Source organism: Streptomyces sp. NPDC021093 (genome assembly GCF_044333135.1).
GTDB lineage: Bacteria > Actinomycetota > Actinomycetes > Streptomycetales > Streptomycetaceae > Streptomyces.
Genome location: NZ_JBIRQJ010000009.1, coordinates 463,294 through 487,952 on the forward strand (window position 1 = coordinate 463,294; position 24,659 = coordinate 487,952).

General features: G+C 72.8%; 18 protein-coding genes. 4 read left to right on the forward strand and 14 right to left on the reverse strand.

From position 1 onward, the window contains the following. Positions 1 to 7 precede the first annotated feature (7 nt). Both ACH4SP_RS29335 and lysX read right to left on the reverse strand, forming a co-directional pair. The gene (locus tag ACH4SP_RS29335; protein WP_398419075.1) at positions 8 to 847 is read right to left on the reverse strand and encodes a polysaccharide deacetylase family protein; all 840 of its coding nucleotides are present in this window, start codon (positions 845 to 847) and stop codon (positions 8 to 10) included. 102 nt (positions 848 to 949) lie between these two features. After that, complete coding sequence (gene lysX, locus ACH4SP_RS29340; protein ID WP_398419077.1) at positions 950 to 4,249, reverse strand: bifunctional lysylphosphatidylglycerol synthetase/lysine--tRNA ligase LysX; 3,300 nt, start codon at positions 4,247 to 4,249, stop codon at positions 950 to 952. A 152-nt stretch (positions 4,250 to 4,401) separates the two neighbouring features. Between lysX and ACH4SP_RS29345 the strand changes: the two genes are divergently transcribed. Then, positions 4,402 to 4,872, forward strand: a complete 471-nt coding sequence (locus tag ACH4SP_RS29345; RefSeq protein WP_398419079.1) for a universal stress protein — start codon at positions 4,402 to 4,404, stop codon at positions 4,870 to 4,872. Positions 4,873 to 4,943: 71 nt separating this feature from the next. On the opposite strand, the gene ACH4SP_RS29350 is transcribed toward ACH4SP_RS29345, so the two are convergent. Continuing rightward, positions 4,944 to 6,170, reverse strand: coding sequence for a CapA family protein (locus ACH4SP_RS29350; protein ID WP_398419081.1), 1,227 nt, complete (start codon positions 6,168 to 6,170; stop codon positions 4,944 to 4,946). A 443-nt stretch (positions 6,171 to 6,613) separates the two neighbouring features. On the opposite strand from ACH4SP_RS29350, the gene ACH4SP_RS29355 reads away from it, so the two are divergent. Beyond that, complete coding sequence (locus tag ACH4SP_RS29355; protein ID WP_398419083.1) at positions 6,614 to 7,150, forward strand: sigma-70 family RNA polymerase sigma factor; 537 nt, start codon at positions 6,614 to 6,616, stop codon at positions 7,148 to 7,150. A 319-nt stretch (positions 7,151 to 7,469) separates the two neighbouring features. Further along, positions 7,470 to 7,940: a hypothetical protein gene (locus tag ACH4SP_RS29360; protein ID WP_398419165.1), complete on the forward strand. Its 471-nt coding sequence runs from the start codon at positions 7,470 to 7,472 to the stop codon at positions 7,938 to 7,940. Positions 7,941 to 7,991: 51 nt separating this feature from the next. On the opposite strand, the gene ACH4SP_RS29365 is transcribed toward ACH4SP_RS29360, so the two are convergent. The 8 genes from ACH4SP_RS29365 to ACH4SP_RS29400 form a co-directional block, all read right to left on the reverse strand. Beyond that, a complete protein-coding gene (locus tag ACH4SP_RS29365; protein WP_398419085.1) occupies positions 7,992 to 9,203 on the reverse strand; it encodes a sensor histidine kinase in 1,212 nt (403 codons plus the stop codon). 72 nt (positions 9,204 to 9,275) lie between these two features. Beyond that, a complete protein-coding gene (locus ACH4SP_RS29370) occupies positions 9,276 to 11,009 on the reverse strand; it encodes a cation acetate symporter (RefSeq protein WP_398419088.1) in 1,734 nt (577 codons plus the stop codon). Positions 11,010 to 11,063: 54 nt separating this feature from the next. Then, complete coding sequence (locus ACH4SP_RS29375) at positions 11,064 to 11,450, reverse strand: hypothetical protein (RefSeq protein ID WP_398419090.1); 387 nt, start codon at positions 11,448 to 11,450, stop codon at positions 11,064 to 11,066. A 75-nt stretch (positions 11,451 to 11,525) separates the two neighbouring features. Next, on the reverse strand, positions 11,526 to 11,789 hold the full coding sequence (locus ACH4SP_RS29380) for a hypothetical protein (protein WP_398419091.1): 264 nt from the start codon (positions 11,787 to 11,789) through the stop codon (positions 11,526 to 11,528). A 202-nt stretch (positions 11,790 to 11,991) separates the two neighbouring features. Beyond that, positions 11,992 to 12,810, reverse strand: coding sequence for a LytR/AlgR family response regulator transcription factor (locus ACH4SP_RS29385; RefSeq protein ID WP_398419093.1), 819 nt, complete (start codon positions 12,808 to 12,810; stop codon positions 11,992 to 11,994). A 100-nt stretch (positions 12,811 to 12,910) separates the two neighbouring features. Then, positions 12,911 to 14,281, reverse strand: coding sequence for a wax ester/triacylglycerol synthase family O-acyltransferase (locus ACH4SP_RS29390; RefSeq protein ID WP_398419167.1), 1,371 nt, complete (start codon positions 14,279 to 14,281; stop codon positions 12,911 to 12,913). A gap of 213 nt (positions 14,282 to 14,494) precedes the next feature. Continuing rightward, positions 14,495 to 16,585 (reverse strand): SpoIIE family protein phosphatase, encoded by a 2,091-nt coding sequence (locus tag ACH4SP_RS29395; protein WP_398419095.1) that lies wholly within the window; start codon positions 16,583 to 16,585, stop codon positions 14,495 to 14,497. Beyond that, on the reverse strand, positions 16,578 to 17,888 hold the full coding sequence (locus ACH4SP_RS29400) for a DUF6777 domain-containing protein (protein ID WP_398419097.1): 1,311 nt from the start codon (positions 17,886 to 17,888) through the stop codon (positions 16,578 to 16,580). Before ACH4SP_RS29400 ends, ACH4SP_RS29395 begins: the two co-directional genes overlap by 8 nt. Positions 17,889 to 18,061: 173 nt before the next feature. On the opposite strand from ACH4SP_RS29400, the gene ACH4SP_RS29405 reads away from it, so the two are divergent. Next, complete coding sequence (locus ACH4SP_RS29405; protein ID WP_398419099.1) at positions 18,062 to 19,492, forward strand: amidase; 1,431 nt, start codon at positions 18,062 to 18,064, stop codon at positions 19,490 to 19,492. 50 nt (positions 19,493 to 19,542) lie between these two features. Here the strand turns inward: ACH4SP_RS29405 and ACH4SP_RS29410 are convergent, their stop codons facing one another. The 3 genes from ACH4SP_RS29410 to ACH4SP_RS29420 form a co-directional block, all read right to left on the reverse strand. Then, positions 19,543 to 21,570, reverse strand: coding sequence for a prolyl oligopeptidase family serine peptidase (locus ACH4SP_RS29410; protein ID WP_398419101.1), 2,028 nt, complete (start codon positions 21,568 to 21,570; stop codon positions 19,543 to 19,545). A gap of 653 nt (positions 21,571 to 22,223) precedes the next feature. After that, positions 22,224 to 22,406 (reverse strand): hypothetical protein, encoded by a 183-nt coding sequence (locus ACH4SP_RS29415; protein WP_398419169.1) that lies wholly within the window; start codon positions 22,404 to 22,406, stop codon positions 22,224 to 22,226. 614 nt (positions 22,407 to 23,020) lie between these two features. Further along, complete coding sequence (locus ACH4SP_RS29420; protein WP_398419103.1) at positions 23,021 to 24,508, reverse strand: SDR family NAD(P)-dependent oxidoreductase; 1,488 nt, start codon at positions 24,506 to 24,508, stop codon at positions 23,021 to 23,023. Between the last annotated feature and the right edge of the window lie 151 nt (positions 24,509 to 24,659).

Genomic DNA, 24,659 nt, shown 5'->3' on the forward strand with positions numbered 1-24,659 from the left:
CCGGGCGCTACGCGTGCGGGACGGTGATCCGGTAGCCCTCGTCCAGGAGTTCGGGAAGGTACGTGCGCAGGGCCCGGACGGTTCCCGACCTGTTGCCGCCCGCGTCGTGCGAGAGGACGACGACCCCCGCACCCGCGCCGGCGCGGACCCGGCGGACGATCGCGGAGGAGCCGGGCTCCGTCCAGTCGAGGGTGTCGACGGTCCAGCCGAGCGGCTCCATCCCCAGGTCGGCGCCGATCTCGAAGGACGCCCGGTTCCAGGCGCCGTACGGGGCCCGGTACCAGCGCGGCGCCTCCCGCACCGCCTTCTCCACCACGTCGCTGGTGCGCTCCAGCTGCGAGCGGATGCGGGAGCGGGACAGCTTGGGCATCAGCGGGTGCGACCAGGAGTGGTTGCCGATGACGTGTCCGTCGTCGACCATCTCGCGCAGCAGGTCCTGGTTGTCGACCGCCATCTCGCCGCAGACGAAGAACATCGCGCGCGCCCCGTGCCGGCGCAGCGTCTTGAGGATGTCCGGGGTGTAGCGGGGGTCGGGGCCGTCATCGAAGGTGAGGACCATGGTGCGGCCCGGGGCGTCCATCCGCAGGAACGGCTTGCGCCGCACCGGCGGACGGGCAGGTCTGAGCTTCGGCGGTGCGTAGGCGGTCATGGGCCGCAGCCGGTACGCGGACGGCTTGAGCGGCGCCCCGGCGACCTGCGGACCCGCGGCAGGGCGGGGCTTGGCGGGAGACACCGGGGATTCGGCCGGATCCGCGGTCAGCACGTGCACGGTGGCGGCGGCGCCGACGCAGGCGGCGAGGCGGAGCATCGCACGACGGCCCGGATTGGACTGCTGATCTTCTTTCATGACTAATGCCTCGCACGCCATGGCGTGCGAGGCATTGATCCACTCCGGGTGGGGCCCGCTATTGCACCCGATGGAACTACGGGGCGGGCCGCGGGCCGACGGTCACCGGCGGACGAGCGGGAACGGCAGCGTCTCGCGGATCGTGCGGCCCGTGAGGAACATGACCAGGCGGTCCACGCCGATGCCGAGGCCGCCGGTGGGCGGCATCGCGTACTCCAGCGCGTCGAGGAAGTCCTCGTCGACCTCCATGGCCTCCGGGTCGCCGCCCGCGGCGAGCAGCGACTGGGCCATGAGACGGCGGCGCTGTTCGACGGGGTCGGTCAACTCCGAGTAGGCGGTGCCCAGTTCGGTGCCGAAGGCGACCAGGTCCCAGCGCTCGGCGAGGCGCGGGTCCTTGCGGTGCTGGCGGGTGAGCGGGGAGACGTCGGTGGGGAAGTCCTTGTAGAAGGTGGGCAGCGTGGTGCGTTCCTCGACGAGGCGCTCGTACATCTCCAGGACGAGGTCGCCGCGGGTGTTCTCCGGGGTGTGCGGGACTCCCGAGCGGTCGCAGAGCCTGCGCAGCACCGGCTCCTCGGTGTCCGCGTCGACCTCCTCGCCGAGGGCTTCGGACACGGCCCCGTACAGCGTCTTGACCGGCCAGGGACCGGAGATGTCGTGCTCGACGACCTTGCCGTCCGTGTCCGTCTTGCGGGCGATCGGCGAGCCGAAGGCGGCGGTGGCGGCGCCCTGGATGAGCTCGCGGGTGAGGTCGAGCATGACGTCGTAGTCGGCGTACGCCTGGTAGGCCTCCAGCATCGTGAACTCGGGGTTGTGCTTGTAGGAGACGCCCTCGTTGCGGAAGGTGCGGCCCATCTCGAAGACCTTCTCCATGCCGCCGACGCAGAGCCTCTTGAGGTACAGCTCGGGGGCGATGCGCAGGTAGAGGTCGAGGTCGTAGGCGTTGATGTGGGTGGTGAAGGGGCGGGCGTTGGCGCCGCCGTGGATCTGCTGGAGCATCGGTGTCTCGACCTCCAGGTAGCCGCGTTCCAGGAGGCCCTGGCGCAGTCCCTGGACGACCGCCGAGCGCGAGCGGACGACCTCGCGGGCGTCGGGGCTGGCCACCAGGTCGACGTACCGGCGGCGCACCTTGGCCTCGGGGTCGGAGAGGCCGAGCCGCTTGTCGGGCAGCGGGCGCAGGCACTTGCCGGTGAGCTGCCAGCCGGTGACGAAGAGGGTCAGCTCGCCGAGGTCCGTCGTACCGATCTCACCGGTGACGGACACCAGGTCGCCGAAGTCGACGTCGGCGGTGAACCGGTCGAGGAGGCCGGCCCCCGAGCCGTCGCGGGTGAAGGCGATCTGGAGGTCCCCCGACCAGTCGCGCAGGTCGGCGAAGACGACACCGCCGAAGTCGCGGACGACCATGACGCGGCCGGAGACGGTGGCCGTTTCGCCGGTACGGGTCTTGGGCGCCGCCGTCGGGTGCGCGGCCCGGATCGCGGCGAGGGTGTGCGTGGCGGCGGGGACGCCGACGGGGTACGGGTCGGTGCCCTCGGCGCGCAGCCGGTCCAGCTTGCGGTGCCGGATGCGGATCTGCTCGGGCAGGTGCGCGGTCGGGTCGGCGTGCGCGTCGGCGGCGGGGCCCGCCAGGCCGAGGGCCTCGATGGAGGGCAGTCCCGCGGTGCTGGCCGGGTTGGTGAACGTACGGCGCGGGGAGTGGCCGCGGCCCCACATCTTGCGCAGGCTCGGCACGGCGACGAAGCCTTCGGCGATGCCGGAGGCGAGGGAGACGCGGGCCAGGGAACCCGCGTCCCCGTAGCAGAGGAAGCGCGGGTACCAGGCGGGCTGGTACTTGACGTTCGAGCGGTAGAGGGCTTCGAGCTGCCACCACTTGGAGAAGAAGAGCAGCAGCCTGCGCCAGAGGCGCAGCACCGGGCCCGCGCCGATGCGGGCGCCCTCTTCGAAGGCGGAGCGGAAGACCGCGAAGTTGAGGGAGATGCGGCGGATGCCCTGCTTGGGGACCTGGGCGCAGATCTCGGCGACCATGAACTCCATGACGCCGTTGGGCGCCTGGCGGTCGCGGCGCATCAGGTCGAGGGAGATGCCGTCCTTGCCCCAGGGGACGAAGGACAGCAGGGCGATCAGCTTGCCGTCGGCGTCGAAGGCCTCGACGAGCAGGCAGTCGCCGTCCTCGGGGTCGCCGAGCCGGTCGAGCGCCATCGAGAAGCCGCGTTCGGTCTCGGTGCCGCGCCAGGCGTCGGCGCGGTCGATGATCTGCTCCATCTCGGCGTCGGAGAGCGCGGAGTGGCGGCGGATGCGGGTGGTGGCGCCGGTGCGGCGGACCCGGTTGACGGCCTGGCGGGTGACGCGCATGTCGCGGCCGTCGAGGTCGAAGGAGGCCACGTCGAGGATGGCCTCGTCGCCGAGCTGCATGGCGCTGAGCCCGGCGCGGGCGAACGCGGTGGCGCCCTCTTCGGAGGCGCCCATGACGGCGGGCGCCCACGCGTACCGCTTGGCCATCGCCAGCCAGGCCTCGATGGCCTGCTGCCAGGCCTCCCGGTCGCCGACCGGGTCGCCCGACGCGAGGGAGACACCGGCCTCGACGCGGTAGGTGACGGCGGCCCGGCCGCTGGGGGCGAAGACGACGGCCTTGTCGCGGCGGGTGGCGAAGTAGCCGAGCGAGTCCTGCGCGCCGTACGCCCGCAGGAGGGCGCGGATGCGGGGTTCCTCGTCGCCGTGCAGGGAGGACTCCATGCGCTGCGAGCGGAACAGGGTGGCGGCCGCGGCCAGCAGGGCGAGCGCGCCGAACAGTCCGAAGAGGAAGTAGAGGAAGCGCGGGCCGTGCCCGTCGAACTCGCCGTACAGCACACCGCCGAAGACACGGACGATCACCCACGGCAGCCGGTCGGCGACCACCAGCGTCCCCGGGAACAGCGAGATCAGCCCCCAGCCGACGAGTACGGCGGCGGCGAGTCCCGCCACCAGCACGCCCAGCGCCCGGGGCACCGCACCGTGCCGGGAGGCCGCGTAGAACTCCTTGCGGGCCAGTACCAGCACCACCAGCGCGGCGACGGCCACCACCGTGGAGGCCAGCGCCTCCCAGTCCTCCAGGACGATGTAGAGGACGTCCCCGACCAGCAGCAGGATCAGATATCCGACGACCAGCCACCAGGCGACCTTCTTGCGCGCGCCGACGGCAGCGGCGAGCAGGAAGAAGAACACCGCGTACGCCAGGTTCGCGCTCACCGGGACGGTGAGGAACTCCAGCAGCTCGGTGAAGGGCCGGACCAGTCTGCGCAGGGGCTGACTGATCGCGAGCAGGGCACAGTACAGACCGAGCAGGCCGAAGAAGGCCGCGAATCCGTCGGGCACCCTGCTGAGGAAGCGGTTGCGGCTGGTGGGAGTCTCCTCCACGCTGACACTCATGGATGGCACTCTAGGGAGCGACGGGCCCGAACGCCTCCTGGAACAGGTGCCTTCACCTGCGCATGTGGCCTTTCCCACCTGCACAGGTCGGTCTTTTCGGTCCGTACGACGCTCGTTTCGGCCCACGGGTGTCACGGGATAACCTCCGCTCTGTGACCGAACAGCCCGAACAGCAGCGCCACACCTTCGAACGCGGTACCGACGGCCCCAAGGTGATCGTCGCCGGACTGGACGGTTCCCCCTCGTCGCTGCGCGCGGCGGCGTACGCGGGAGGGCTGGCCCGGCGGCAGAACGCGCTGCTCGCCCTGGTCTACGTACAGCCGCTGATCCCGACGGGCACGGCGCTCGGCGCCCCGGTCGCCGGGACCACCGAGGAGATCGCCGAGGACCTGATCGCGGAGATCCGGCAGACCGCGGAGCGGCTCAAGGGGATCTTCGAGGTGCGGTGGGAGTTCCACACGTTCCGGGGCGACCCGTACAACGGCCTGGTGACCGCGGCCGACGAGCTGAAGGCGGACGCGGTCGTGGTGGGTGCGTCGGAGTCGGCGGGGCACCGGTTCGTGGGTTCGGTGGCGGTGCGGCTGGTGAAGGCGGGGCGGTGGCCGGTCACGGTCGTACCGTGACCGGCCGGGGTCGCGGAGGGTGGACCGTTCTGCCCGGCCCCGCCCGCCGCCTCACCCGAACGGGCCAATGATCAACGTCCCATCGTGAGACCCGACTTGGCCGCGCCCCGGCTGAGGACGACCCGGCGGATGTGGTCGCGGGTCTCGCCGTGGCCACTGCCGTCGGCGCCGAGGTTGAGCACCCGGTTCGATCCGAGATCGAAGAACTGCGGGACGAACTCCGCCTTCTCGACCTCCCACCGCCTGCCGGGGGCGACGGGCGGGGCGAAGGTGAAGCGGCCGATGCTGCTCATGTTGCCGCGGTCGTCCTGGGCGCCGGAGTGGTTGAACATGGTGCCCGCGATCTGGTCTCCCATGCCGTAGACGATGTACGTCCCGTTGACCTTCTCGTACGCCTGCGGGACGTGTGCGTGCGTGCCCAGGATCAGGTCGATGTCCGGGCGCCCCGCGGTGGCCGACGCGGTGAGGGCGCGGCCGAGGGAGAGCTGCTTCTCGTCGGGCTCGTCCTGCCACTCCGTACCCCAGTGCAGGGAGACGACGACCACGTCGGCACCCGCCTTCCGGGCGGCGCGGGCATCGGCGACGATCTTGCCGCGGTCGATGAGGTTGACCGCCCAGGGCTGGCCCTCGGGGAGCGGGTAGTCGTTCGTGCCGTACGTGTAGGCGAGTTGGGCGACCTTGGCGGTGCCCGCCTTGAGCAGGGCGGGGCGGGAGGCCTCCCGCGCGGTGCGGGCCGAGCCCGCGTGTGCGATCCCCGCTCTGTCGAGGGCGGCGAGGGTACGGCGGATGCCCGCGGCGCCCGCGTCGAGGGTGTGGTTGGAAGCGGTGGAGCAGGAGTCGTAGCCGGTGGCCTTCAGTCCGGCGGCGACCTGCGGCGGGGAGACGAACGCCGGGTAACCGCTGTAGGGGCCGCCCGCATCGCCGTAAACGGTCTCCATGTGGCAGATCGCCAGGTCGGCCCCGGACACGACGGACTTGACGCCCGCGAGCATCGGCGCGAAGTCGTAGCCGTCGCCGCCCGCGTCGGCGCGGCCCTGCTGGATGATCGAGTCGTGCGGAAGCACGTCGCCCGAGGCGACCAGCGTGAAACCCTTCTGCGGGGCGGCGGGCGCGCCCTGCCGGGGGGCCGCGAGGTTCTCCGCCTCCGCGCCGGTCTGCTGGGTGGCCCGGCTCCCGGACTCCCGCGGGACGGCCCCGGGGCCCTCCGGTCCCGCGGTGCAGGCGGTGGCGGCGCCGATCAACAGTGCGGCGACGGCCACCGGTCCGTACCGCCGCGGGCTCACAGTGCGCTTCGTCATCGGACCGGCTTCCCTCGCGGTGGCAGTTCTCATGGGCAAGAACTCGGGTCTCGAACATGCGCCGGATATGCGCAGGGAGAATCCATCCGGGCAGGCCGGTGAAGTCAAGGACCTTTACCACCAAACCCCTACAATCCCGCCCGAACGGCCCCGCCGGTCCGCCGTCGGCCACGGCCGGGCACACCCCGGCCCGCGCCCGCGCCCGGGGCCTCGCCGGGACCGGTGCGGTGGCCGCGCCCGCCGACCGTTCGTCGTGCCACTCGTCGCACGGCTCGACCGTTCGTCGCACGCACCGGCCGCCCGTTCGCACGCTGCGCACTGCCTGCCGCCGGATCCGCGTACCGACGGTTATCTTCGCCCCTGAACTCGGTCCCGCTGTGATCACCGTCACTCACCCCGGGCCGGGCCGACTGTCCACCCTCCCGCCCGAAGGAGCGTCAACGGTGACCACCTCCCTCCCCCTCGCCCACCGCACCGACGAACGCACCCTGGCCGCACTCCAGCACGAGCACGGCACCGCGCTCTTCGGCTTCCTGCTCTCTCTCACCTACGGCGACCGGCAGCGCGCCGAGGACCTGGTGCAGGAGACGCTGGTGCGCGCCTGGCAGCACCCGGAGGCCCTGTCCAGCGACCACGACTCGATGCGGCCCTGGCTCTTCACGGTCGGCCGCAGGCTCGCGATCGACGCGCGACGGGCCCGGCGGGCCCGCCCGAGCGAGGTCGGCGCGGAGGTGCTCGTCCACTCGGCGCTGCCCGACGACCACGCCGAGCGCTCGGTCACCGAGCTCGATGTGCGCCAGGCGGTGCAGACGCTGCGCACCGAGCACCGTGAGGTGCTGGTGCAGGTGTACTTCCGGGGGCGTTCGGTGGCCGAGGCCTCGACGGTGCTCGGCATTCCGGAGGGGACGGTGAAGTCCCGGACGTTCTACGCGTTGCGGGCACTGCGCGGGGTGCTCCCTGGATACGAGTCGGCCGCTTGAGCCGGCCGCGCCGGACGCTCGGACCGGATGCGCCGGGGGCTCGGGCCGGACCCGACGGACGCTCGCGCCTGACGCGCCCTGAGTCACACGCGTACCGGCGGTACCCCCCTTCCTCCTGTGCCACGGTGCGGGCACGACGATTTCGAAAGCACGGCGTCAAGTTCAGTAAAGATGCCCCGCCAAACCCCCCGCAGCGTGAAAGCTCTTCGCCGGGGACCCAGTCCGGAGTCCCGCATACCGGAAGCACGACCGGAGAAGGTGGAATGCTGTGCTGCCCGAAAGCGCCAATGGCACCGGTGGAAGCAGCCTCGCCGTACCCATGGCATGGCTGTACGCCGAGTACATCGCCGACGAGCTGCTGCGCACGGGGCAGTTGATCCCGCCCGGCACGCTGGAGTTCCGCGCCGGACGGGAGGCCCTCGCGCTGACCGTCTATCTGTCGGACTCGACGGACGAGCTGTCCGGGGTCGGGGTGATCTCCCAGCTCGACGAATGGCTGTCACTGACCGCGTACGGCCACCCGTGGGAGCAGTGGGTGCGCGAGCGGTTCGCGGCCCGCGCCGACGCGGGCGGCCCCGAACTGGAACTGGCCAGGGCGTCCTGGCGGTGGCTGGAGTCGACGGAGCTCCTCGCCACGGATCTGGCCGGGACGGGGGTGGACGACGACGCCGACCTGCCCGGCGCGTTCGGGCCCGACGCGGTGGACCGGGTGGACGAGAGCGCGCGGGTCTGGCTGCCGGCCTGGCAGCTGGGGCTGCCGCTGGGACACCTGTCGGTGCACCTCTTCTGAGCCCCCTTGTCCTCTTCGGATGTCTTCTTCGGAGTCGTCCCTGACGGTGCGTCACATCGTGATGCGTGGTGAACTGTGCACTCCCGCACGGTACTTGGGGATGCGTACGGTGATCTTCATTCCTGCGCCGACCCCGGTCTCGATGACCAGCCCGTAGTCGTCGCCGTACACCTGGCGCAGTCGCTCGTCGACGTTGGAGAGGCCGATGCCGGAGGCGGTCGGTTCCTGACCGGCGAGGATGCGGCGGAGCCGGTCGGGGTCCATGCCGACGCCGTCGTCCTCGATGGTGACGATCGCCTCGGCACCCGCGTCCTGGGCGGCGAGGGTGATCCGGCAGTCCTCGCGGGAGTCTTCGAGGCCGTGCTTGACGGCGTTCTCGACGAGGGGCTGCAGGCAGAGGAAGGGAAGGGCGACGGGCAGCACCTCGGGGGCGATCTGGAGGGTCACCTTGAGCCGGTCGCCGAAGCGGGCTCCGGCGAGCGCCAAATACTGTTCGATGCAGCGCAGTTCGTCGGCGAGCTCGGTGAAGTCGCCGTGCCTGCGGAACGAGTAGCGCGTGAAGTCGGCGAATTCCAGGAGGAGTTCACGGGCCCGCTCGGGGTCGGTGCGGACGAACGAGGCGATCGCGGCGAGTGAGTTGAAGATGAAGTGCGGGGATATCTGGGCGCGCAGGGCGCGGATCTCCGCCTCGACGATCCTGGTGCGGGAACGGTCCAGCTCGGCCAGCTCCAGCTGTACGGAGACCCAGCGGGCGACCTCGGTGGCGGCACGCACCAGGACGGCGGACTCGCGGGAACCGTAGGCGACGAGGGCGCCGAGCACTCCCTCCTCGCCGGTGAGAGGGGCGACGACGGCCCAGCGCAGGGGGCACTCGGGGTCGGCGCAGTCGATGTGGATGCTCTGGCTGCGGCCCGAGTCGAGCATTTCCGCGACCTTGAGCATCACCTTTTCCTTGTGGTGGCCCGCACCGGGTCCGTCCCAGGCGAGGACGGTGCTGCGGTCGGTCAGACAGAGGGTCTCGGTGCCCAGGAGCGAGCGCAGGCGGCGGGCGGCCTTGCGGGCGGTGTCCTCGGTGAGGCCGGCCCGCAGCGGGGGCGCGGCGAGGGAGGCGGCGTGCAGCGTGAGGAAGGTGGCGCGCTCCACGGGCGTACCGAGGTCGAGGTTCTTCTCGCCGCGGCGGGCGGTGAACCGGCCGAGAGCGGTGCCCGCGGCGAGGAGCAGTGCTCCGGCGGCGGCGAGAGCGGCGATCTCCATGGGAGTCATTGCTCAACTCCGAGAGCGGTGATCTCGACAGTGGTCATTGGTCGGCTCCAAGAGCAGTGCTCCGGTTCGTGATCACCGCTCGTCGGCTCCGCTCGGTCTGTCGGTGAGTTCCTCGGGGAGGTGCAGCCGGGCCAGGGTCGCGGCCGTGCCCGCCGGGATCCGGTCCCGGGTCGCGAGCGACACCAGGACCATCGTCAGGAATCCGAGCGGTACGGACCAGACCGCGGGCCAGGCCAGCAGCGTGTGCGCCCAGCCGGACGACGGGAACCCCGCCCTGGTCGCCAGCACCGCCGCCAGCGCCGCCCCGCCCCCGACGACCAGCCCCGCGACCGCTCCCGGCGGGGTGAGCCCCCGCCACCAGATGCCCAGCACCAGCAGTGGGCAGAACGACGACGCGGACACCGCGAAGGCCAGCCCGACCGCGTCCGCGACCGGCACGCCCGCGGTCACGGTGGAGACGGCCAGCGGCACCGCAACCGCCAGGAGGGTGGCCAGCCGGAAGTGCCGTACGCCGCGCGCCGGCAGCACGTCCTGGGTGAGCACCCCGGCCACCGACATCGTCAGCCCGGAGGCTGTCGACAGGAACGCGGCGAACGCCCCGCCCGCGAGCAGCGCTCCCAGCAGATCGCCGCCGACCCCGCCGATCAGACGTTCGGGCAGGACGAGCACCGCGGCGTCCGCGTCCCCGGTGAGGGCGAGCTCGGGCGCGTAGATGCGGCCCAGTACCCCGTACACCGGTGGCAGCAGGTAGAAGGCGCCGATGAGTCCGAGGACGACGAGGGTGGTGCGCCGGGCGGCGGTGCCGTTGGGGCTGGTGTAGAAGCGGACGGCGACGTGCGGCAGGCCCATGGTGCCGAGGAAGGTGGCGAGGATCAGTCCGTAGGTGGCGTAGAGCGGGTGTTCCTCGCGGCTGCCGGCGAGCGGCTGGGACCAGGTGGAGGCTCCGGCGGCCCGGTCGTCGCGCTTCTCGGGCACCTCGGCGCCGGCCGGGAAGCGCAGGGTGGTGCCGCCCGCGACGCGGTGTGCGCCCGGTTCCAGGCGCAGTTCCCGCTTCTCGTACGCCCGGTCGTCGACCGTCCCCGAGACCGTCAGGGTGAGCGGCCGGTCGAGCTCGATGCGCACGGTCTCCTGGAACCGTACGGACGTGTGCTCGCGGAAGGTGGCCGGCGCGTCGAAGCGGGCGCGCGGGGCGTCGTCCCCGAACCAGGCGCCGAGCAGGAACAGCGCCGGCACGAGCAGCGCGGTCAGCTTCAGCCAGTACTGGAAGGCCTGGACGAAGGTGATGCTCCGCATGCCCCCGGCGGCGACGGCCCCGGTCACGACGACCGCGACGACCAGCCCGCCGACCCACTCGGGCGCCCCGGTCAGGATCTCCAGGGTCAGCCCCGCGCCCTGCAGCTGCGGCAGCAGGTACAGCCAGCCGATCCCCACGACGAAGAGGCTTGCCAGCCGTCTGACCTGTGCTGATTCCAGCCGGGCCTCGGCGAAGTCGGAGAGCGTGTACGCCCCGGAACGGCGCAGCGGCGCGGCGACGAGCAGCAGCAGGACGAGGTATCCGGCGGTGTATCCGACCGGGTACCAGAGCATCTCCGGCCCCTGGAGCAGGACCAGTCCCGCGATGCCGAGGAAGGAGGCGGCGGAGAGGTACTCGCCGCTGATCGCGGCGGCGTTGAGCCGGGGGCCGACGGTGCGCGAGGCGACGTAGAAGTCGGAGGTGGTGCGGGATATGCGCAGGCCGAGGGCGCCTATGAGGAGGGTGACGAGAACGACCGCGGTGACGGCCGCGACGGCGTACGCGTGGTTCACGGCTGTTCCGCGTTCGGATCGGTTCGGGACGGTTCAGGGTGCATGGACGGTCCGTCAGCGGCCTTCCACGAGGCCGCGGAAGTCGCGCTCGTTGCGCTCTGCCCGGCGCACGTACCAGCGGGCGATGAGCCACATGACGGGGTAGACGACGACGCCGAGGCCCACCCAGAGGTACGGGCCCGGCGTGCGCGGCGCCCCGGCGAGCACCCGTGGCAGCAGGAAGAGCAACGGCAGCGCGCCCATGAGCAGCGCGAGCACCCCGAGGCCGAGGAGCGCGGTGCGCAGCTGACTGCGCATCAGGGAGCGGACGTAGGTGGCGCCGAGGGTGGTCTGCTCGCTGATCTCGGAGCGGGCGGGCGCGTACCCGGGCACGCGGCCCTGGGGGTTCCCGCGGGGCACACCGGTCACGGTCTCGCGACGGGGGCGCGGGGCTGCGGGCATGGGGGTGGGCTCCGGAGGTGTCGTGGTGCGTCGTCGACCTCGTACATGTGCTCGTACGGGTACGGAGGCTGGAGTCTACGCGTGACGGTCCGCGTCGTTCAGGGCGATCTCCAGTTCCACGTACGACTGCTCCGCCCGCCGGAAGGCAACCTCCAGGGCGGCGGCCGTGCGGGGCGTCGCGACGAGCTGCGCGGACTCCTGGACCTCGTACAGGACGTCGGCCCAGCGGCCGGCGGCGCTCTTGATGCGACGGAGGAGCGCGTCCAGCTCATGGGGCGCGGAGGGGTGGATTCCGGGGAGCTCCCGGAGTTCCGCGAGCAGCGCTTCTACTTCGGACATCCGGCTCCCTCACCCTGTGGTCGAGGGTCAGGGTAGGTGCGGCTGCGCAGTGCACGGCCGTGCGGCCCGGTGCCGGTCGCCCTGCGGCTGCCGTACGTCGGCGAACGGTGCGGCGGGAGCGCCGGGCGGTCGTGGGAGGGGCGCGCGGCGCGACGACAGGCCCGGTGTTTCGGCGTCCTCCGGGTTTCGGCGTCCTCCGGGTTCAGCGCCTTCCGGCCTGGCGCATCAGGAGGTCCCGCAGCTCGCGTGCGTGGCGTCGGCTCACGACGAGTTCGGCACCGGCGACCCGTACGGTCGTCGTCCCCGCGTCGAGACGGAGCTCCTCGATCCGGCCGAGTGCGACGAGGTGGCGGCGGTGTATGCGGACGAAGCCGCGGGAGGCCCAGCGCTCCTCCAGGGTGGAGAGGGGGATGCGGACCAGGTGGCCGGGGCCCGCCGTGCCGGCGCCGTGGCCGGTGGGGGTGACGGTGTGCAGGCGGGCGTAGTCGCCGTGCGCCTCGACGTAGGCGATGTCCGCGATGGGGATGAAGCGGGTGATGCCGCCGAGCTCGACGGCGATCTGGTCCTGGGAGGCGGGAGCGGCGGCCGGGGCGGCGACCGGGGTCTTCCCCGGCTGGGCGTCCCGGGTGGCCGCGGTGCCCTCGGCGACGCGGCGCACGGCTTCGGCGAGGCGTTCGCGGCGTACCGGTTTGAGGACGTAGTCGACGGCCTTGAGGTCGAACGCCTGGACGGCGAAGCCCTCGTGGGCGGTGACGAAGACGATCAGCGGCGGGCGCGCGAACCCGGCCAGCAGACGGGCGAGGTCCAGGCCGGTGAGGCCGGCCATGTGAATGTCGAGGAAGACGACGTCAATGGCGTCGTCGCCGTCGGGGCCCGCGTCGAGTGCCCGGTTGATACGGAGCAGGGCCTCGGTGGCGTCGGTGGCTCCTTCGGCGCTGCGGATCCGGGGGTCGGCGCGCAGGAGGTAGAGCAGCTCCTCCAGGGCGGGCTTTTCGTCGTCGACGGCGAGTACGCGCAGCATGGGGACACCGTACGGGGGCGGGGGCGGGGTGGGCTGGTGAGGGGTGGGCAGGTGCGGGTACGTCGCGGCTGTTCGCGCAGTTCCCCGCGCCCCTTATTGCTCAGCCGGTCCCGGCCCGGACCGTCTGCACCAGGCCCTTCAGCTCTTCCCCCATCGCCTCCGCCAGCCGCTCCACGTCCGGCACCGCCTCGCCGTCCGCGACCAGGCCCACGTTCACCTGGCCGTCGTACGTGGACAGCGCCACCGCCAGGGCCTGGCCGCGTGCCAGTGGGGCCATCGGGTAGACCGCGCGCAGCGGGCGGCCCCCGAGGGACAGTGCCGCGCGCGGCAGCGGCACGCTGGTGACGAGTACGTCGAACAGGACGCGGGCCGCCCCGCCCGCCAGCGGCGCCCCGAACTTGCTCGCGAACGCCGGGAGCTGGTCCGCGAGGAGGGCCACCGCCCCGGCGCCCCGGGAGGGTCCGGCCGCCTTGTTCCGCGCCATCGAGTCCCGTACGGCGGCCAGCCGGGCCAGCGGATCCCGCTCGGTGACGGGCAGGTCGAGCAGGTACGCCGACAGCTTGTTGCCCGTGCCGGGCGCCGCCCCGCCCGGCCGGCGCCGCGACACCGGCACCAGGGCCCGGGGGTCGCCCGCGGCCGGCTCGCCGCGTTCCCGCGTCCACCGGCGCAGCGCTCCGGCGACGACCGCGAGGAGGACGTCGTTGGCCGTGCCGCCGCTCGCCCGGCGCACCCGCTGCACGTCGTCGAGGCTCAGGGCCGCCGTCGCGAGTCGGCGGGTGCCGCTGGAGTCCGCGCTCAGCGCATCGCCGCCGCCGCCGGGCAGCGGCAGCAGGGTCCGCAGCCGTCCGGCCCGTACCACCGAGGCTCCGATGCCCAGCACTTGGCCGACCTCGCCGATGCGGTCCCTGGCGATGCCCACCGCACGTCCGGGCCCTGGGAACCCGGAGGGCCGGTCCTCGGCGTCCTTGCGCCGCGGTCCCGCCGGGCGCGCTCCCGCGATCTGGTCGAAGATGCCCGCGCCGATCGCCACCGCCCGCATGCCGTCGGCGAGCGCGTGGTGGAGCTTCACCAGGACCGCGCACTCGCCGCCGCGGTCCGCCGTCAGGACGAACATCTCCCAGGGCGGCAGCCCGCGCGCCAGCGGACGTTCCATCAGCTCCCCCGCCAGCAGGGTGGCTTCGGCCGCGAACCCCTCCGCGGGCAGCAGGACGCGCCGGACGTGGCGGCGTACGTCGAAGTCCTCGGCGACGGCCCACTCCGAGCCGCCGACGGGCAGCCGGACGCTCCGCACGCGCAGCCGGAGGCGGGGGATCGCCGCGGCACGGGCGGCGAGGAGATCGAGCAGGTCCTCGCCCTCCGGGCAGCCCTCGTCGCCGCCGAAGAAGGCGAGCGCACCGAGGTGCATCGGGTGCTCGGTGGATTCGAGGTGCCAGAACGCCAGGTCAAGAGGTGCCAGAAGCTCGGTGCGCAACTCGGTGCGCCCCTCGGTGCTCAACTCGGTGCTCAAGGAGCCCTCACGTCGTGGGATGCCAGGGAAGTCGGCGGAGCCCGCAGTCAATCGCGATCGGTCGGTTACGGTCAAGTACGTCCAGAACGCGGACAGTTACCAATACGGGCCACTGGTTCCGGTGAGGTTCAGGATTCCCCGGGAGGTTCAGGGAAGTTCAGGGAGATTCAGGGAGGTTCAGGGGGTTTGATCCCCCCGCGACGGGACGGTGAACTCGCACCACAGCGCCTTGCCCTCGCCCCTCGGCTCCACCCCCCACACGTCCGCCAGCAGGTCCACCAGCAGCAGTCCGCGCCCGGACTGCGCCGAGTCGCCCGCCTCCCGGCGGCGCGGCAGGGCGCTGGAGGCGTCCGCGACCTCGATGCGCAGCCTGCGCTCGGCCGCGGTGAGGATCCGCACGGTGAGGACAGCGCCTCCGTCGGTGTGCATGAGCGCGTTCACCATCAGCTCGTCGGCGACGAGTTCGATCTCGTCGCCGCGGGACTCGGCGCCCCAGGCGCGTACCGCCGCCCGGATCATGTGGCGGGCCGAGGTCAGCGCCTCCGGGTCGTTCGGTGCGACGTGCTGCTGGAGCCGGGCGCCGGCCCGGGGCGCGTCGGCGGCGCGGCGGCGCAGGAGCAACAGCGCCACGTCGTCCCCGCCGTCCCGTTCGTCGACCGCCGCGCACAGCCGGTCGGCGAGCTGCTGGATGTCGTGCGGGCCGTCGTGCACCAGGTCGGCGAGGGCCTGCAGCCCGTCGTCGAGGTCGGCGCCCGGCTGCTCCACCAGTCCGTCGGTGTAGAACAGGAGCGTCTGCCCGGGGTCCAGCTCCCTCGTGGTGACCGGGTATTCGAGCTGCCCGAACTCGGCGGACAGGCCGAGCGGCAGCCCGCCCTCCACCGGCACCCGGCGGCACGAGCCGTCGACGAGCCGCAGCAGCGGGTCCATGTGCCCGGCCCTGACCAGCTGGACGACTCCGGTCGTGAGGTCGATCTCGGCGTAGGTGCAGGTGGCGAAGCGGTCGGTGTCGAGCTCGTGGAGGAAGCCGGAGGCCCGGGCCATCACCGTCGCGGGGGTGTGCCCCTCGGCCGCGTACGCGCGCAGCACGATCCGCAGCTGGCCCATCACGGCCGCCGCGTGCGTGTCGTGCCCCTGCACGTCGCCGATCACGGCGCCCACCCGGCCGCCGGGCAGCGGGATCACGTCGTACCAGTCGCCGCCGATGTCCTGCCCGTCGCGCGCCGACCGGTAGCGGACGGCGATGCTCGCACCGGGGACGCTGGGCAATCGGCGCGGCAGCATCGCCTGCTGGAGGCCCTCGGCGAGGTCCTTCTCCCGTTCGTACAGCAGGGCCCGTTGAACGCTCTGCGCGATGCTGCTGGCCAGCGCGATAAGCAGGTTCCGCTCGTCGGAGTCGAAGCTGGTGCGCCCGCTGTAGAGCAGTCCGATCGCGCCGATCGGGCGGGCCTGCGCGATCAGCGGCAGATACGCGGCCGAGGTGACGCCGAACGTGCGGACGTGCGCCCACAGCTTCGGGTAGGAGGCCGCGAAGTCGTCCGCCGACTCGATGAAGCGGGGCGCCAGCGTGCGCACCACCTCGCTCATCGGGAACCCGGGGTCGTCGATCCGGGTGTACCGGGTGCCGGGCATGAACTCCGGCCCCTCGGCCACCAGACGGATGCGTCCCGCCTCGACGAGGCCCAGCACCAGCGACGACGATTCGAAGCTGCCGAGGTCCTGGGTGTCCTTGAGCACGTGGATGACGTCGCGGACGCTGCGGGCGTGCGCGAGCGCGGCCACGGTGTCCGCGACGACGCCGGTGCCGCCCCGGCCAGGCGTGTCGTACTCGGTGCGGGCGGCGAGGTCGGCGATCTCCTGGGTGGCGTCCCGGACGACGCCGATGATCCGGTACGGGCGTCCGGAGGCGTCGCGGCGGATGGTGCCCTGGGTGTGGCTCCAGCGCAGCGAGCCGTCGCGGCAGCGGATCCTGAAGTAGCTGCCGTACGACGTCTCGCCGCTCTTCAGGGCCTGCGAGACGATGCTGTCCATCCGTTCGCCCTCGCCGGCCGCCACCCTGGAGGCCAGGCCCGACGGGGTGCCGTCGTACTCCTCCGGCGGCATGTCGAACACCTCCAGGGCGGAGGCGTCGAGGTGCAGGTGCGACTGGGCGAGGTCCCAGTCGAAGATGCCCATCCTGTTGAGCGCCAGGCCCAGGGAGGGAGGAGCCGGCCAGTCGCCGCCCGAAGCGGCGTCCTGGTCGGCCGGCGGGTCGGAGTGCAGGTCAGACACCGTCCGGTCCGGGCGCGGTGTCGGGTTCCCGGTCGGGGTCCGACGGCAGGGGCGGGGCCGGCGCTGTCGTCGGGCAGCCGGGCGGGACGGGGCCGGGGACGCCGGTGACGGGGGCGTCCGGGCTGGGAGTGGGGCAGGGCGTCGTGGGCGGGGGCAGGGGCGCGGTGCTGCTGCTGGTGCCGGGAGCGGTGCTCTCGGACGTGGTGCTCCCGGAGGGGTCCTGCGACTGGTCCTGGTCCTGATTCTGGTTCTGGTCCTCGGAGGGATCCGTCCCCGGGTCGGTGCCGGATCCGGCGGGGGTGGACGTGTCCGTGGCGGGGTCACTGGGCCCGGTACTGGGCGACGTGTCCCTGTCCGATGGCGTTCCGGTCCCGGACTCGGAAGTGCCGGGTGTCGTCCCGCCGTCGGTGTCCTGCTGGTCCCGGTCGCCGTCGGCGGGCGTGTCCGTCGCGCTGCGGCGCAGGTCGTCGGGGCCCGGCGGGGGCGGCAGCTCGTCGTCGGGGTCCGGGATCCTGTCGTTCTCGCCGTCGGAGCCGGTCTCGCGCTCGATCCAGGTGTTGTTGACGATGTTGACGATCGTCAGGTTGTTGACCACGACCGGGGCGGGGGTGACCACGACGACCTCGGCGGGCCGGTAGCCCGTCCAGGGCTGCCCCCGGTGGGACACAGTGCCCTGGACGACGGTCGGCGGCAGCAGCGGGTTGCCGCAGGCGCAGCGCACCCGCGGCATCCCGTTGGCGTCGACCATGACGGCGGTGCCCGCCTGGAGGACGGACTGGAAGGAAGTGGCGGAACCGTTGCTGAAGCCGTGGTTGGTGACCCGGGTGTCGACGCGCAGCACGACCGGGGTCAGTCCGCGCAGGAAGCCCGGGATCGCGGCCGGGTCGATGCGGCTGGCCTCGGCGAAGGCGCGCGCCTTGGCCCGGTCGGCGTTGCTCCCTGTGAGGTAGCGGACCTGCTGCTCGACGTCGCAGCTGGAGAGGGACTGCGTGCCGCCGTACAGGCCGGGTGTGCCGCCGGAGATCCGGTGCGTGCTGCGGGCCGTGGCCGAGGGGGCGGCGCTCGCGGTCCTGGTGGGGGCTGCGGTCGTCGTCGAGGGCAGTGGCGTGCTGGTCTTCGCGGTCGACTGAGTGAACGGATCGGGGCCCTGTGCGGCGACCGGCTGCAGGAGTACGTCCTGATCGGCGGCCGACGCGGTGTCACCCGGCCCGGTGCCGCCGCTGCCGCAGCCCGTGGCCAGGAGCCCCAGGGCCAGGACCGACACCGCTGCCACACCGGCGTGGCGACGCGTGGATGAGTGCACGCGGCTCTCCCGTCCTCGTTCTCGACAGCTTCGTCACTTCGTCACTTCATGACTTCGTGCGATTCACCGCATTTGTCCCTCCATGTCTGCCGCACATCGGGGGCGCCCGCAAGTGGACGGAGCCCGTCCCGCCTCCCTCGACGCGCGCGCTCCCGCCCGGCACAGTGACCCCCATGACTGACGCCACCACCTCCGCGACCGACATCGCCGGCGCCCTCGCCCAGGGCACCGCCACAGCGGCAGCCGTTGCCGACGCCGTACGCTCCGGACGTCTCACCCCGCGCGACGCGGTCGCCGCCTCCCTCGCCCGCATCGACGCACTCGACTCCCGGGTCGGCGCGTTCCGTACCGTCCGCCGTTCGCGGGCCCTCGCCGAGGCGGAGGCGCTCGCCGACCGGTCCGACCTGGACCGGCTGCCCCTCGCGGGGGTCCCCGTGGCGGTCAAGGACAACCTTCCGGTGCGCGGCGAGGCGACCCTCGCCGGATCGGCGGCCACCTCCACCGCGCCCGCGGGCGCGGACCACGAGACCGTGGCCAGGCTGCGGGCCGCCGGAGCGGTCGTCGTCGGCCTGACGCACGTGCCGGAGCTGTGCGTGTTCGGTACGACGGACGGGGTGCACGGGATCTCCCGCAACCCGTGGGACCTCTCCCGTACGGCGGGCGGCTCCTCCGGGGGCAGTGCGGCGGCCGTCGCGGCCGGGATGGTGCCGGTCGCACTCGGCAACGACGGGATGGGGTCGCTGCGCATACCCGCCGCGAACTGCGGGGTGATCGGCCTCAAGCCCGGCTACGGCCGGGTGCCCGCCGGGATAGGCGACGGCGACTGGTACGGGATGTCGGAGAACGGCCCGCTCGCCACGACCGCCGTCGACGCCCGCCTGATGTTCGCGGTCCTGGCGGGCGAGGAGCCCCCGGCGGAGGGGCTCCGGGCGGCGGGACTCCCGGCGGGGGCCTCCCCGACCGCCGGTCTGCGCATCGCCGCCTCCGGCCGCTCCCCGCTCGCGGGCGTCCGGGTGACCCGCCCGTACGCCGACGCCGTCCGTACCGCCGCCCGGCTCCTCGTCGACGCGGGGCACGAGGTCCGCCACGACGACCCGCCGTATCCGCTCTCCCTCTCCAGTACGGTGCTGGCCCGCTGGACGGCGGGCACCGCGAAGGACGCGGCGGGCCTGGACCCGGAGCTCCTCGCCCCGCGCACCCGGCGGCACGCCGCCGCCGGACGCCTCTTCGCCCGGACGCCGCTGCTGCGCACCGATCACCGGGAGCTGCTGCGGGAGCGGCTCACTCCGTTCTTCGAGCGGTACGACGTCCTGGTGATGCCCGCGCTGGCCCGGCGGGGTCCTGCCGCCGCGCCCTGGCACGAGCGGGGCTGGCTGCTCAACCTGCTGGCCAGTACCGCGTCCGCGCCGACAACCCCGGCGTGGAACCTCGCCGGCTGGCCGGCGCTCACCCTTCCGATGGGCACGCTGCCCGGCTCGAACGCACCCTGCGCCGTCCAGCTGGTGACCCGGCCAGGCGGCGAGCACCTGCTGCTGGCCCTGGCGGCCCGCCTGGAGACGCTGAAGCCGTGGGAACGGACCGCGGCCGGGGCCCTGGCCCGGTAACTGTGCCTGCACACCCCCGGGCCACGGCCCGCCCCACGGCCCTCGGCCCGCTACACCAGCCCCGGCCGCACCCACCCCTTCTCCAGCACGTGTGCGTCGAAGAAGTTCAGCAGCGTCTCGTACCAGAGCGCCGCGTGATTCGGCTTCAGCACCCAGTGGTTCTCGTCCGGGAAGTACAGGAACTTCGCCGGGACCTCGAACCGCTGGAGGTCCTGGAAGAGCGACATCCCCTGCCCCACCGGCACCCGGTAGTCCTTCGCCCCGTGCACCACGAGCATCGGCGTACTGATCCGCCCTGCCCCCAGCTCCGGCGAGTTCGCCTCGTACCGTGCGGGCTCCGTGAGCGGGTCGCCGAAGATCCGATGGAAGAACCACGGCGAGTCCGTGTCGCCCTGGAAGGCGCGCAGGTCCCACAGGCCCGCGTGCGAAACGATGCTCTTGAAGCGGTCCGTGCTGGTGGCGATCCGGTTGGCCATGTACCCGCCGTACGAGCCGCCGGCGAGCCCCGCGCGGGTCTCGTCGATGTCCGGGCGCGCCTCGGTGGCATCGGTGAGCGCCATCAGGTCGCGGTAGGGCTGTCCGCCCCACTGGCCCCAGCCCCGCTCGTGCATGCGCTGCCCGTAGCCCGTGGACAGGGCGGGGTCCGGCAGCAGCACCGCGTATCCGCGGGCGACGAAGGGCCACGGGTTCCACCGCCAGGTCCAGGCGTTCCAGGAGCCCTGCGGGCCGCCGTGCACGAACACCAGCAGCGGCGCCGGGGCCTCCGCCGACGCCCCTTCCGGCACCGCGAGCCAGGCCCGCAGCGGGAATCCGTCCTCGCCGTCGACCCGCACCTCGGTCAGCGTGCCGGGCAGGGCACCCAGGTCTCCCGGCGCCTTGAGCGCGGCCGGGGTCTGCCCCGCGCCCGCCGCGTCCAGGCGGACCGGAACCGGCGCCGCGTCGATGTCGGTGCGCAGCGCGTAGAGCGTCGCCGCGTCCGGGGAGACCTGCACCGAGGAGTACGCGCCGGAGGCGGTGAGCCGGGTGACGGTGCCGTCGGGGTCGCGCCGGAAGACCGGGGCGTGGCCGAGTTCGTCGGCGGTGAACCACACCGTCTCGTCGCCCTCGACCGGCGAAACGGCGTGCCCTGCGGGCCAGTTGTCGAAGCCGGGCAGGAGGTCGGTCGTCTCCCCCGTCTCCAGGTCGACGCGTACGAGCGTCTCGTCGTACGGCGTCTCGTACGTCTCCTTCAGGAGCCGCAGACAGAGCAGGAAGCGCCCGTCCGCGCTGAACACGGGGCCGTAGTGGTCGTGCTCCGGGTCGTCCAGGACCCGCAGTTCCGCCCCGGTGGCGGTGTCGGCGATCACCACGGAGTCGCGGTTCAGGGCGGGCACGGTTCCGTTGACGAAGCGGGTGTACGCGACCCGGCTGCCGTCGGGCGACAGGGCCGACGCGCTGTCGTCCCGGCCGCCCTGGCCGCCCGCGTCGACCGTCGCGGCGTCGTCGGTGAGGGAACGCACGAAGGTGTGCTGCTCGGCGGGGCCGAGGTCGTGGTCCCAGAACCGGGTGGGGCCCGCCTCGTAGAGGATCGCGGTGACCTTGGCGTCCTCGCGGTCCTTGCTGAGCTTGGCGTGTGCCTCGGCGTCGGCCGCGCCCGGCAGCAGGCCGCCGGAGTAGGTGAGCGTGGCGGCGCGCGCGGCGAGCGCGTATCCGGAGATGCCGCCGGGGTGGCGGGCGATCTGCCGCGCCTCGCCGCGCTCGGGCAGTGCCCACAGGGTGGCGCCGTCCTTGTCCTCGCCCTTCTCCGCACCCGGGTCGGTGTTCTCGCGGCCGGACACGAAGAGGAGGGTGCCGTCGGCGGCGAAGGCGGGTTGGGACTCGCCCTTGGCCGACCGGGTCAGCCGCTGCGGTGCGCGCGCACCGGCCGGGTCGATCTCCCAGAGTCCTGAGACGTACGCGGTGCCGTCCCCATTGAGGGTCTGCACGGCGGCGACCAGGCGGCTGCCGTCGGGCGAGAGGGCGAGGCCGTTCACGCGCGGGGTGGCCAGGAAGGCGGACAGGTCGTGGAATGCGGTGGGGCCGCTGGGGGTGGCAGACATGCGGGTCATCCTGCCCACGACCGTGCTCGGGGCACCAGGGAATTCGCTCTCGGCTCAGCCCGCTCGGGCACGAGAACGTCGGCAGCGAGGTGACGCCGGCCCCGCGCGCGGGCGGGACCGAGGAGGACGACGGCTGCCTCATCCCCTGACGACCGGCATGAACGCGGACCGCTCCGAGTGCCTGGTCCTCGACGCGGCGCGTCTGTCCGACGGACCGCTCGCCCGCGTCCGGCTCCCCGAGCGGATCTCCAGCGGCACGCGCGCGACCTGGGCCCCGGGCTCGGCGCTCCGCGGCCGGCGCGACGGTCCCCCCTCACCGTCTGGGGCGCCGGGCGACCGCCCACGCGCAGCCACACGGTTTGGCCGGTTCTGGTCGCCGCCCGGGGCCGGGAGTACCGGTGGGTGGACACCTGCGGCGCGCGGCAACCGGTGGTCGGTGGCGCTGACCGACAGGGCCGGTGGTGGTACGAGTCCCCGATGGCCGGCGCCGGTGTCCCCACACCGTGGCTGCGGGCCGTGCCCCCTGAGCTGTCAGGGGGCACGGCCCGTCAGATTCGGCATGTCGGGCACTGCCGTACGGCCCGTCGGATTCGCCACGCGTCAGGTAAGGCCGTACGGCCCGTCAGGTACCGCCCGCCAGCCGTCCGTGCCGGTCAGTCGACGCCGGGCAGGATGTGCGGCTCCGCCAGGTCGTCCTCGTACCCGGCGAGCCGGATCGGCGCCGACCTGGCCCACACTTCCAGGCTGCCGAGTTCCTTGGGCTTCCCCGCCCGGCCGTCGGCTCCGGACCTGTACGTTGTCGTCCGCGCTGCGGACCGCCGTTGGTGCTGGGTCATCTCTGGTGTCACCGCGCACTCCTTTGTGTCGCGTAACCCGTCGGACGTGTCCGCGGCGTCCTCTGCCGGACCGCCGCGTGCCCGAAGGGGCATGAAGGAAAAGGCTCTTCGGTCGCGGTGGCGCCGGTGCAACTCGTTCGGGAACGGCCCTGGTGGTGGGCGTTCCCGGTACGGGCCGAGGGTGTCGCTCTGTCCGTGACGAACAGAGTACCCATATGAGCGCACTCGCGCTCGATGGATTCCGTCGACTTTCGGCCCGCTGCGGCTCCACATTCCCTCACTGCACACCCCCTTGACAGTGATCCGATGTCTTCCTAGCTTGCTCGCGACCAGATCCCCCGATTTACCGGGCTTGACCCACCCTCATCCATGTATTACCTCGGATGTATTGGCGGGTGCTCGGTACGGGTTCCTTACTCTCCCTCACGTCCCTGGAGCCCTTCTTGAGCAGAAGGGCTGTCCGGGGCCTCCTCCTCGTCGCCCTGGGTGCGGGTCCCGTCGTCGTGCCGCCCGCTCTCGCGGGTGCGGCTCCCCCGCCGATCACCGATCGGGCGACCACCGATCGGGCGACCACTTCGTCGTCGACCCCTTCACGGTGAAGCAGCCCCGGCTGTCTACCAGTTGCCGGGCGCGTAGTCCTTGAGGAAGATCCCGTAGAGGTCCTCGCCCGCCTCGCCCCGGACGACCGGGTCGTACACGCGGGCCGCGCCGTCGACCAGGTCGAGCGGGGCGTGGAAGCCTTCCTCGGCCAGTCGCAGCTTGTCGAAGTGCGGGCGCTCGTCGGTGATCCAGCCGGTGTCGACGGAGGTCATCAGGATGCCGTCGGTCTGGAACATCTCCTGGGCGCTGGTCCGCGTCACCATGTTCATCGCGGCCTTGGCGGCGTTGGTGTTGGGGTGTCCCGCGCCCTTGTAGCCGCGCCCGAACACCCCTTCCATCGCGGAGACGTTGACGATGTGGGCGCGTCCGCTCCTGGCCTTCTTCGCGGCGTCGGCCATCGCCGGGCGCAGCTGGCTGATCAGGATGAACGGCGAGGTGTAGTTGCAGAGCTGCGTCTCCAGGAGCTCCACCGGGGAGATCTGCTCGATGGTCTGCACCCAGGTGTTGGTGTCGACGACGTCGGGCACCAGACCGCCGGCGTCGATGGCGCTGCCGTCGCGGTGCCGCTCGACGCTGGCGTTGCCCGCGACGAGGGCCAGGTCGGCGACCTGCTGGGCGTCCAGGCCGCTGACGCCGAGCGGCAGCGCGGCCAGGCCGTCGACCGCGCCGGAGTTGAAGGCGCCGATCACCTGGTGGGCGGGCAGCTCGCCGGGCGGCAGCGGCGCGTTCTCGCCGTCGACCAGCGCGGCGTAGGCGGAGGGCAGCCGGCGCACGGTCTGCGTGGCGTTGTTGATCAGGATGTCCAGCGGTCCCGCCTCGGCGACCCGCCCGGCCAGCTCGACCGCCTGCGCGGGGTCGCGCAGGTCGATGCCGACAACTTCGAGGCGGTGCATCCAGTCCGCCGAGTCCTCCATCGCCTTGAAGCGGCGGATGGCGTCCTTGGGGAAGCGGGTGGTGACGGTGGTGTGCGCGCCGTCGCGCAGCAGCCGCAGCGCGATGTACATGCCGATCTTGGCTCGGCCGCCGGTGAGCAGGGCGCGCTTGCCGGTGAGGTCGGCGCGGGCGTCGCGCTTGGCCCGGTTCTGGGCGGCGCAGGGCTGGCAGAGCTGGTGGTAGAAGTAGTCGACCTCGACGTACCTGGCCTTGCAGATGTAGCAGGAGCGGGGCCGCTGGAGTATTCCGGCGATCCGGCCCTCCTCGGTGACCGACGACGGCAGGAGGCCCTCGGTCTCGTCGTCGATGCGCTCGGCGGAGCCGGTGGCGGTGGCCTCGGTGACCGCCTTGTCGTTGGCGGTCTTGGCCGCGCGGCGGTCCTGTCGGCGGCGCTGCTTCACGGTGCGGTAGATCCCGGCGGTGGCGCGGCGGATCGTGATCGCGTCGGGGTGGTCGACGTCCAGCTCGTCGAGCTCCGCGAGCACGCTCAGACACAGCGCCATGCGCTCCGGGTCGATGCCCGGGCCGTACTCCACGGGCTCCGCAGGGCTGCCCTCTGTCACCGTCATCGCCGCTGCCGTCTCTCGTTCACGTGTCGATTGCCGAGGTGCGTCGGCGCGTACCGAAGACCTCAAAAGGAGAATCGTACGGAGGCAGGAGCGACTGCGACAAACCGCGAGGGGTACGGACACGGAGCGTGACGGTGGTGAGACGCGGGCC

Coding starts and splice junctions, on each gene's coding strand:
- ACH4SP_RS29335 (WP_398419075.1), bottom strand. CDS start 847: ATGAAAGAAGATCAGCAGTCCAATCCGGGCCGTCGTGCGATGCTCCGC.
- lysX (WP_398419077.1), bottom strand. CDS start 4,249: ATGAGTGTCAGCGTGGAGGAGACTCCCACCAGCCGCAACCGCTTCCTC.
- ACH4SP_RS29350 (WP_398419081.1), bottom strand. CDS start 6,170: ATGACGAAGCGCACTGTGAGCCCGCGGCGGTACGGACCGGTGGCCGTC.
- ACH4SP_RS29360 (WP_398419165.1), top strand. CDS start 7,470: ATGGCATGGCTGTACGCCGAGTACATCGCCGACGAGCTGCTGCGCACG.
- ACH4SP_RS29365 (WP_398419085.1), bottom strand. CDS start 9,203: ATGACTCCCATGGAGATCGCCGCTCTCGCCGCCGCCGGAGCACTGCTC.
- ACH4SP_RS29375 (WP_398419090.1), bottom strand. CDS start 11,450: ATGCCCGCAGCCCCGCGCCCCCGTCGCGAGACCGTGACCGGTGTGCCC.
- ACH4SP_RS29380 (WP_398419091.1), bottom strand. CDS start 11,789: ATGTCCGAAGTAGAAGCGCTGCTCGCGGAACTCCGGGAGCTCCCCGGA.
- ACH4SP_RS29385 (WP_398419093.1), bottom strand. CDS start 12,810: ATGCTGCGCGTACTCGCCGTCGACGACGAAAAGCCCGCCCTGGAGGAG.
- ACH4SP_RS29405 (WP_398419099.1), top strand. CDS start 18,062: ATGACTGACGCCACCACCTCCGCGACCGACATCGCCGGCGCCCTCGCC.
- ACH4SP_RS29410 (WP_398419101.1), bottom strand. CDS start 21,570: ATGTCTGCCACCCCCAGCGGCCCCACCGCATTCCACGACCTGTCCGCC.
- ACH4SP_RS29415 (WP_398419169.1), bottom strand. CDS start 22,406: ATGACCCAGCACCAACGGCGGTCCGCAGCGCGGACGACAACGTACAGG.
- ACH4SP_RS29420 (WP_398419103.1), bottom strand. CDS start 24,508: ATGACGGTGACAGAGGGCAGCCCTGCGGAGCCCGTGGAGTACGGCCCG.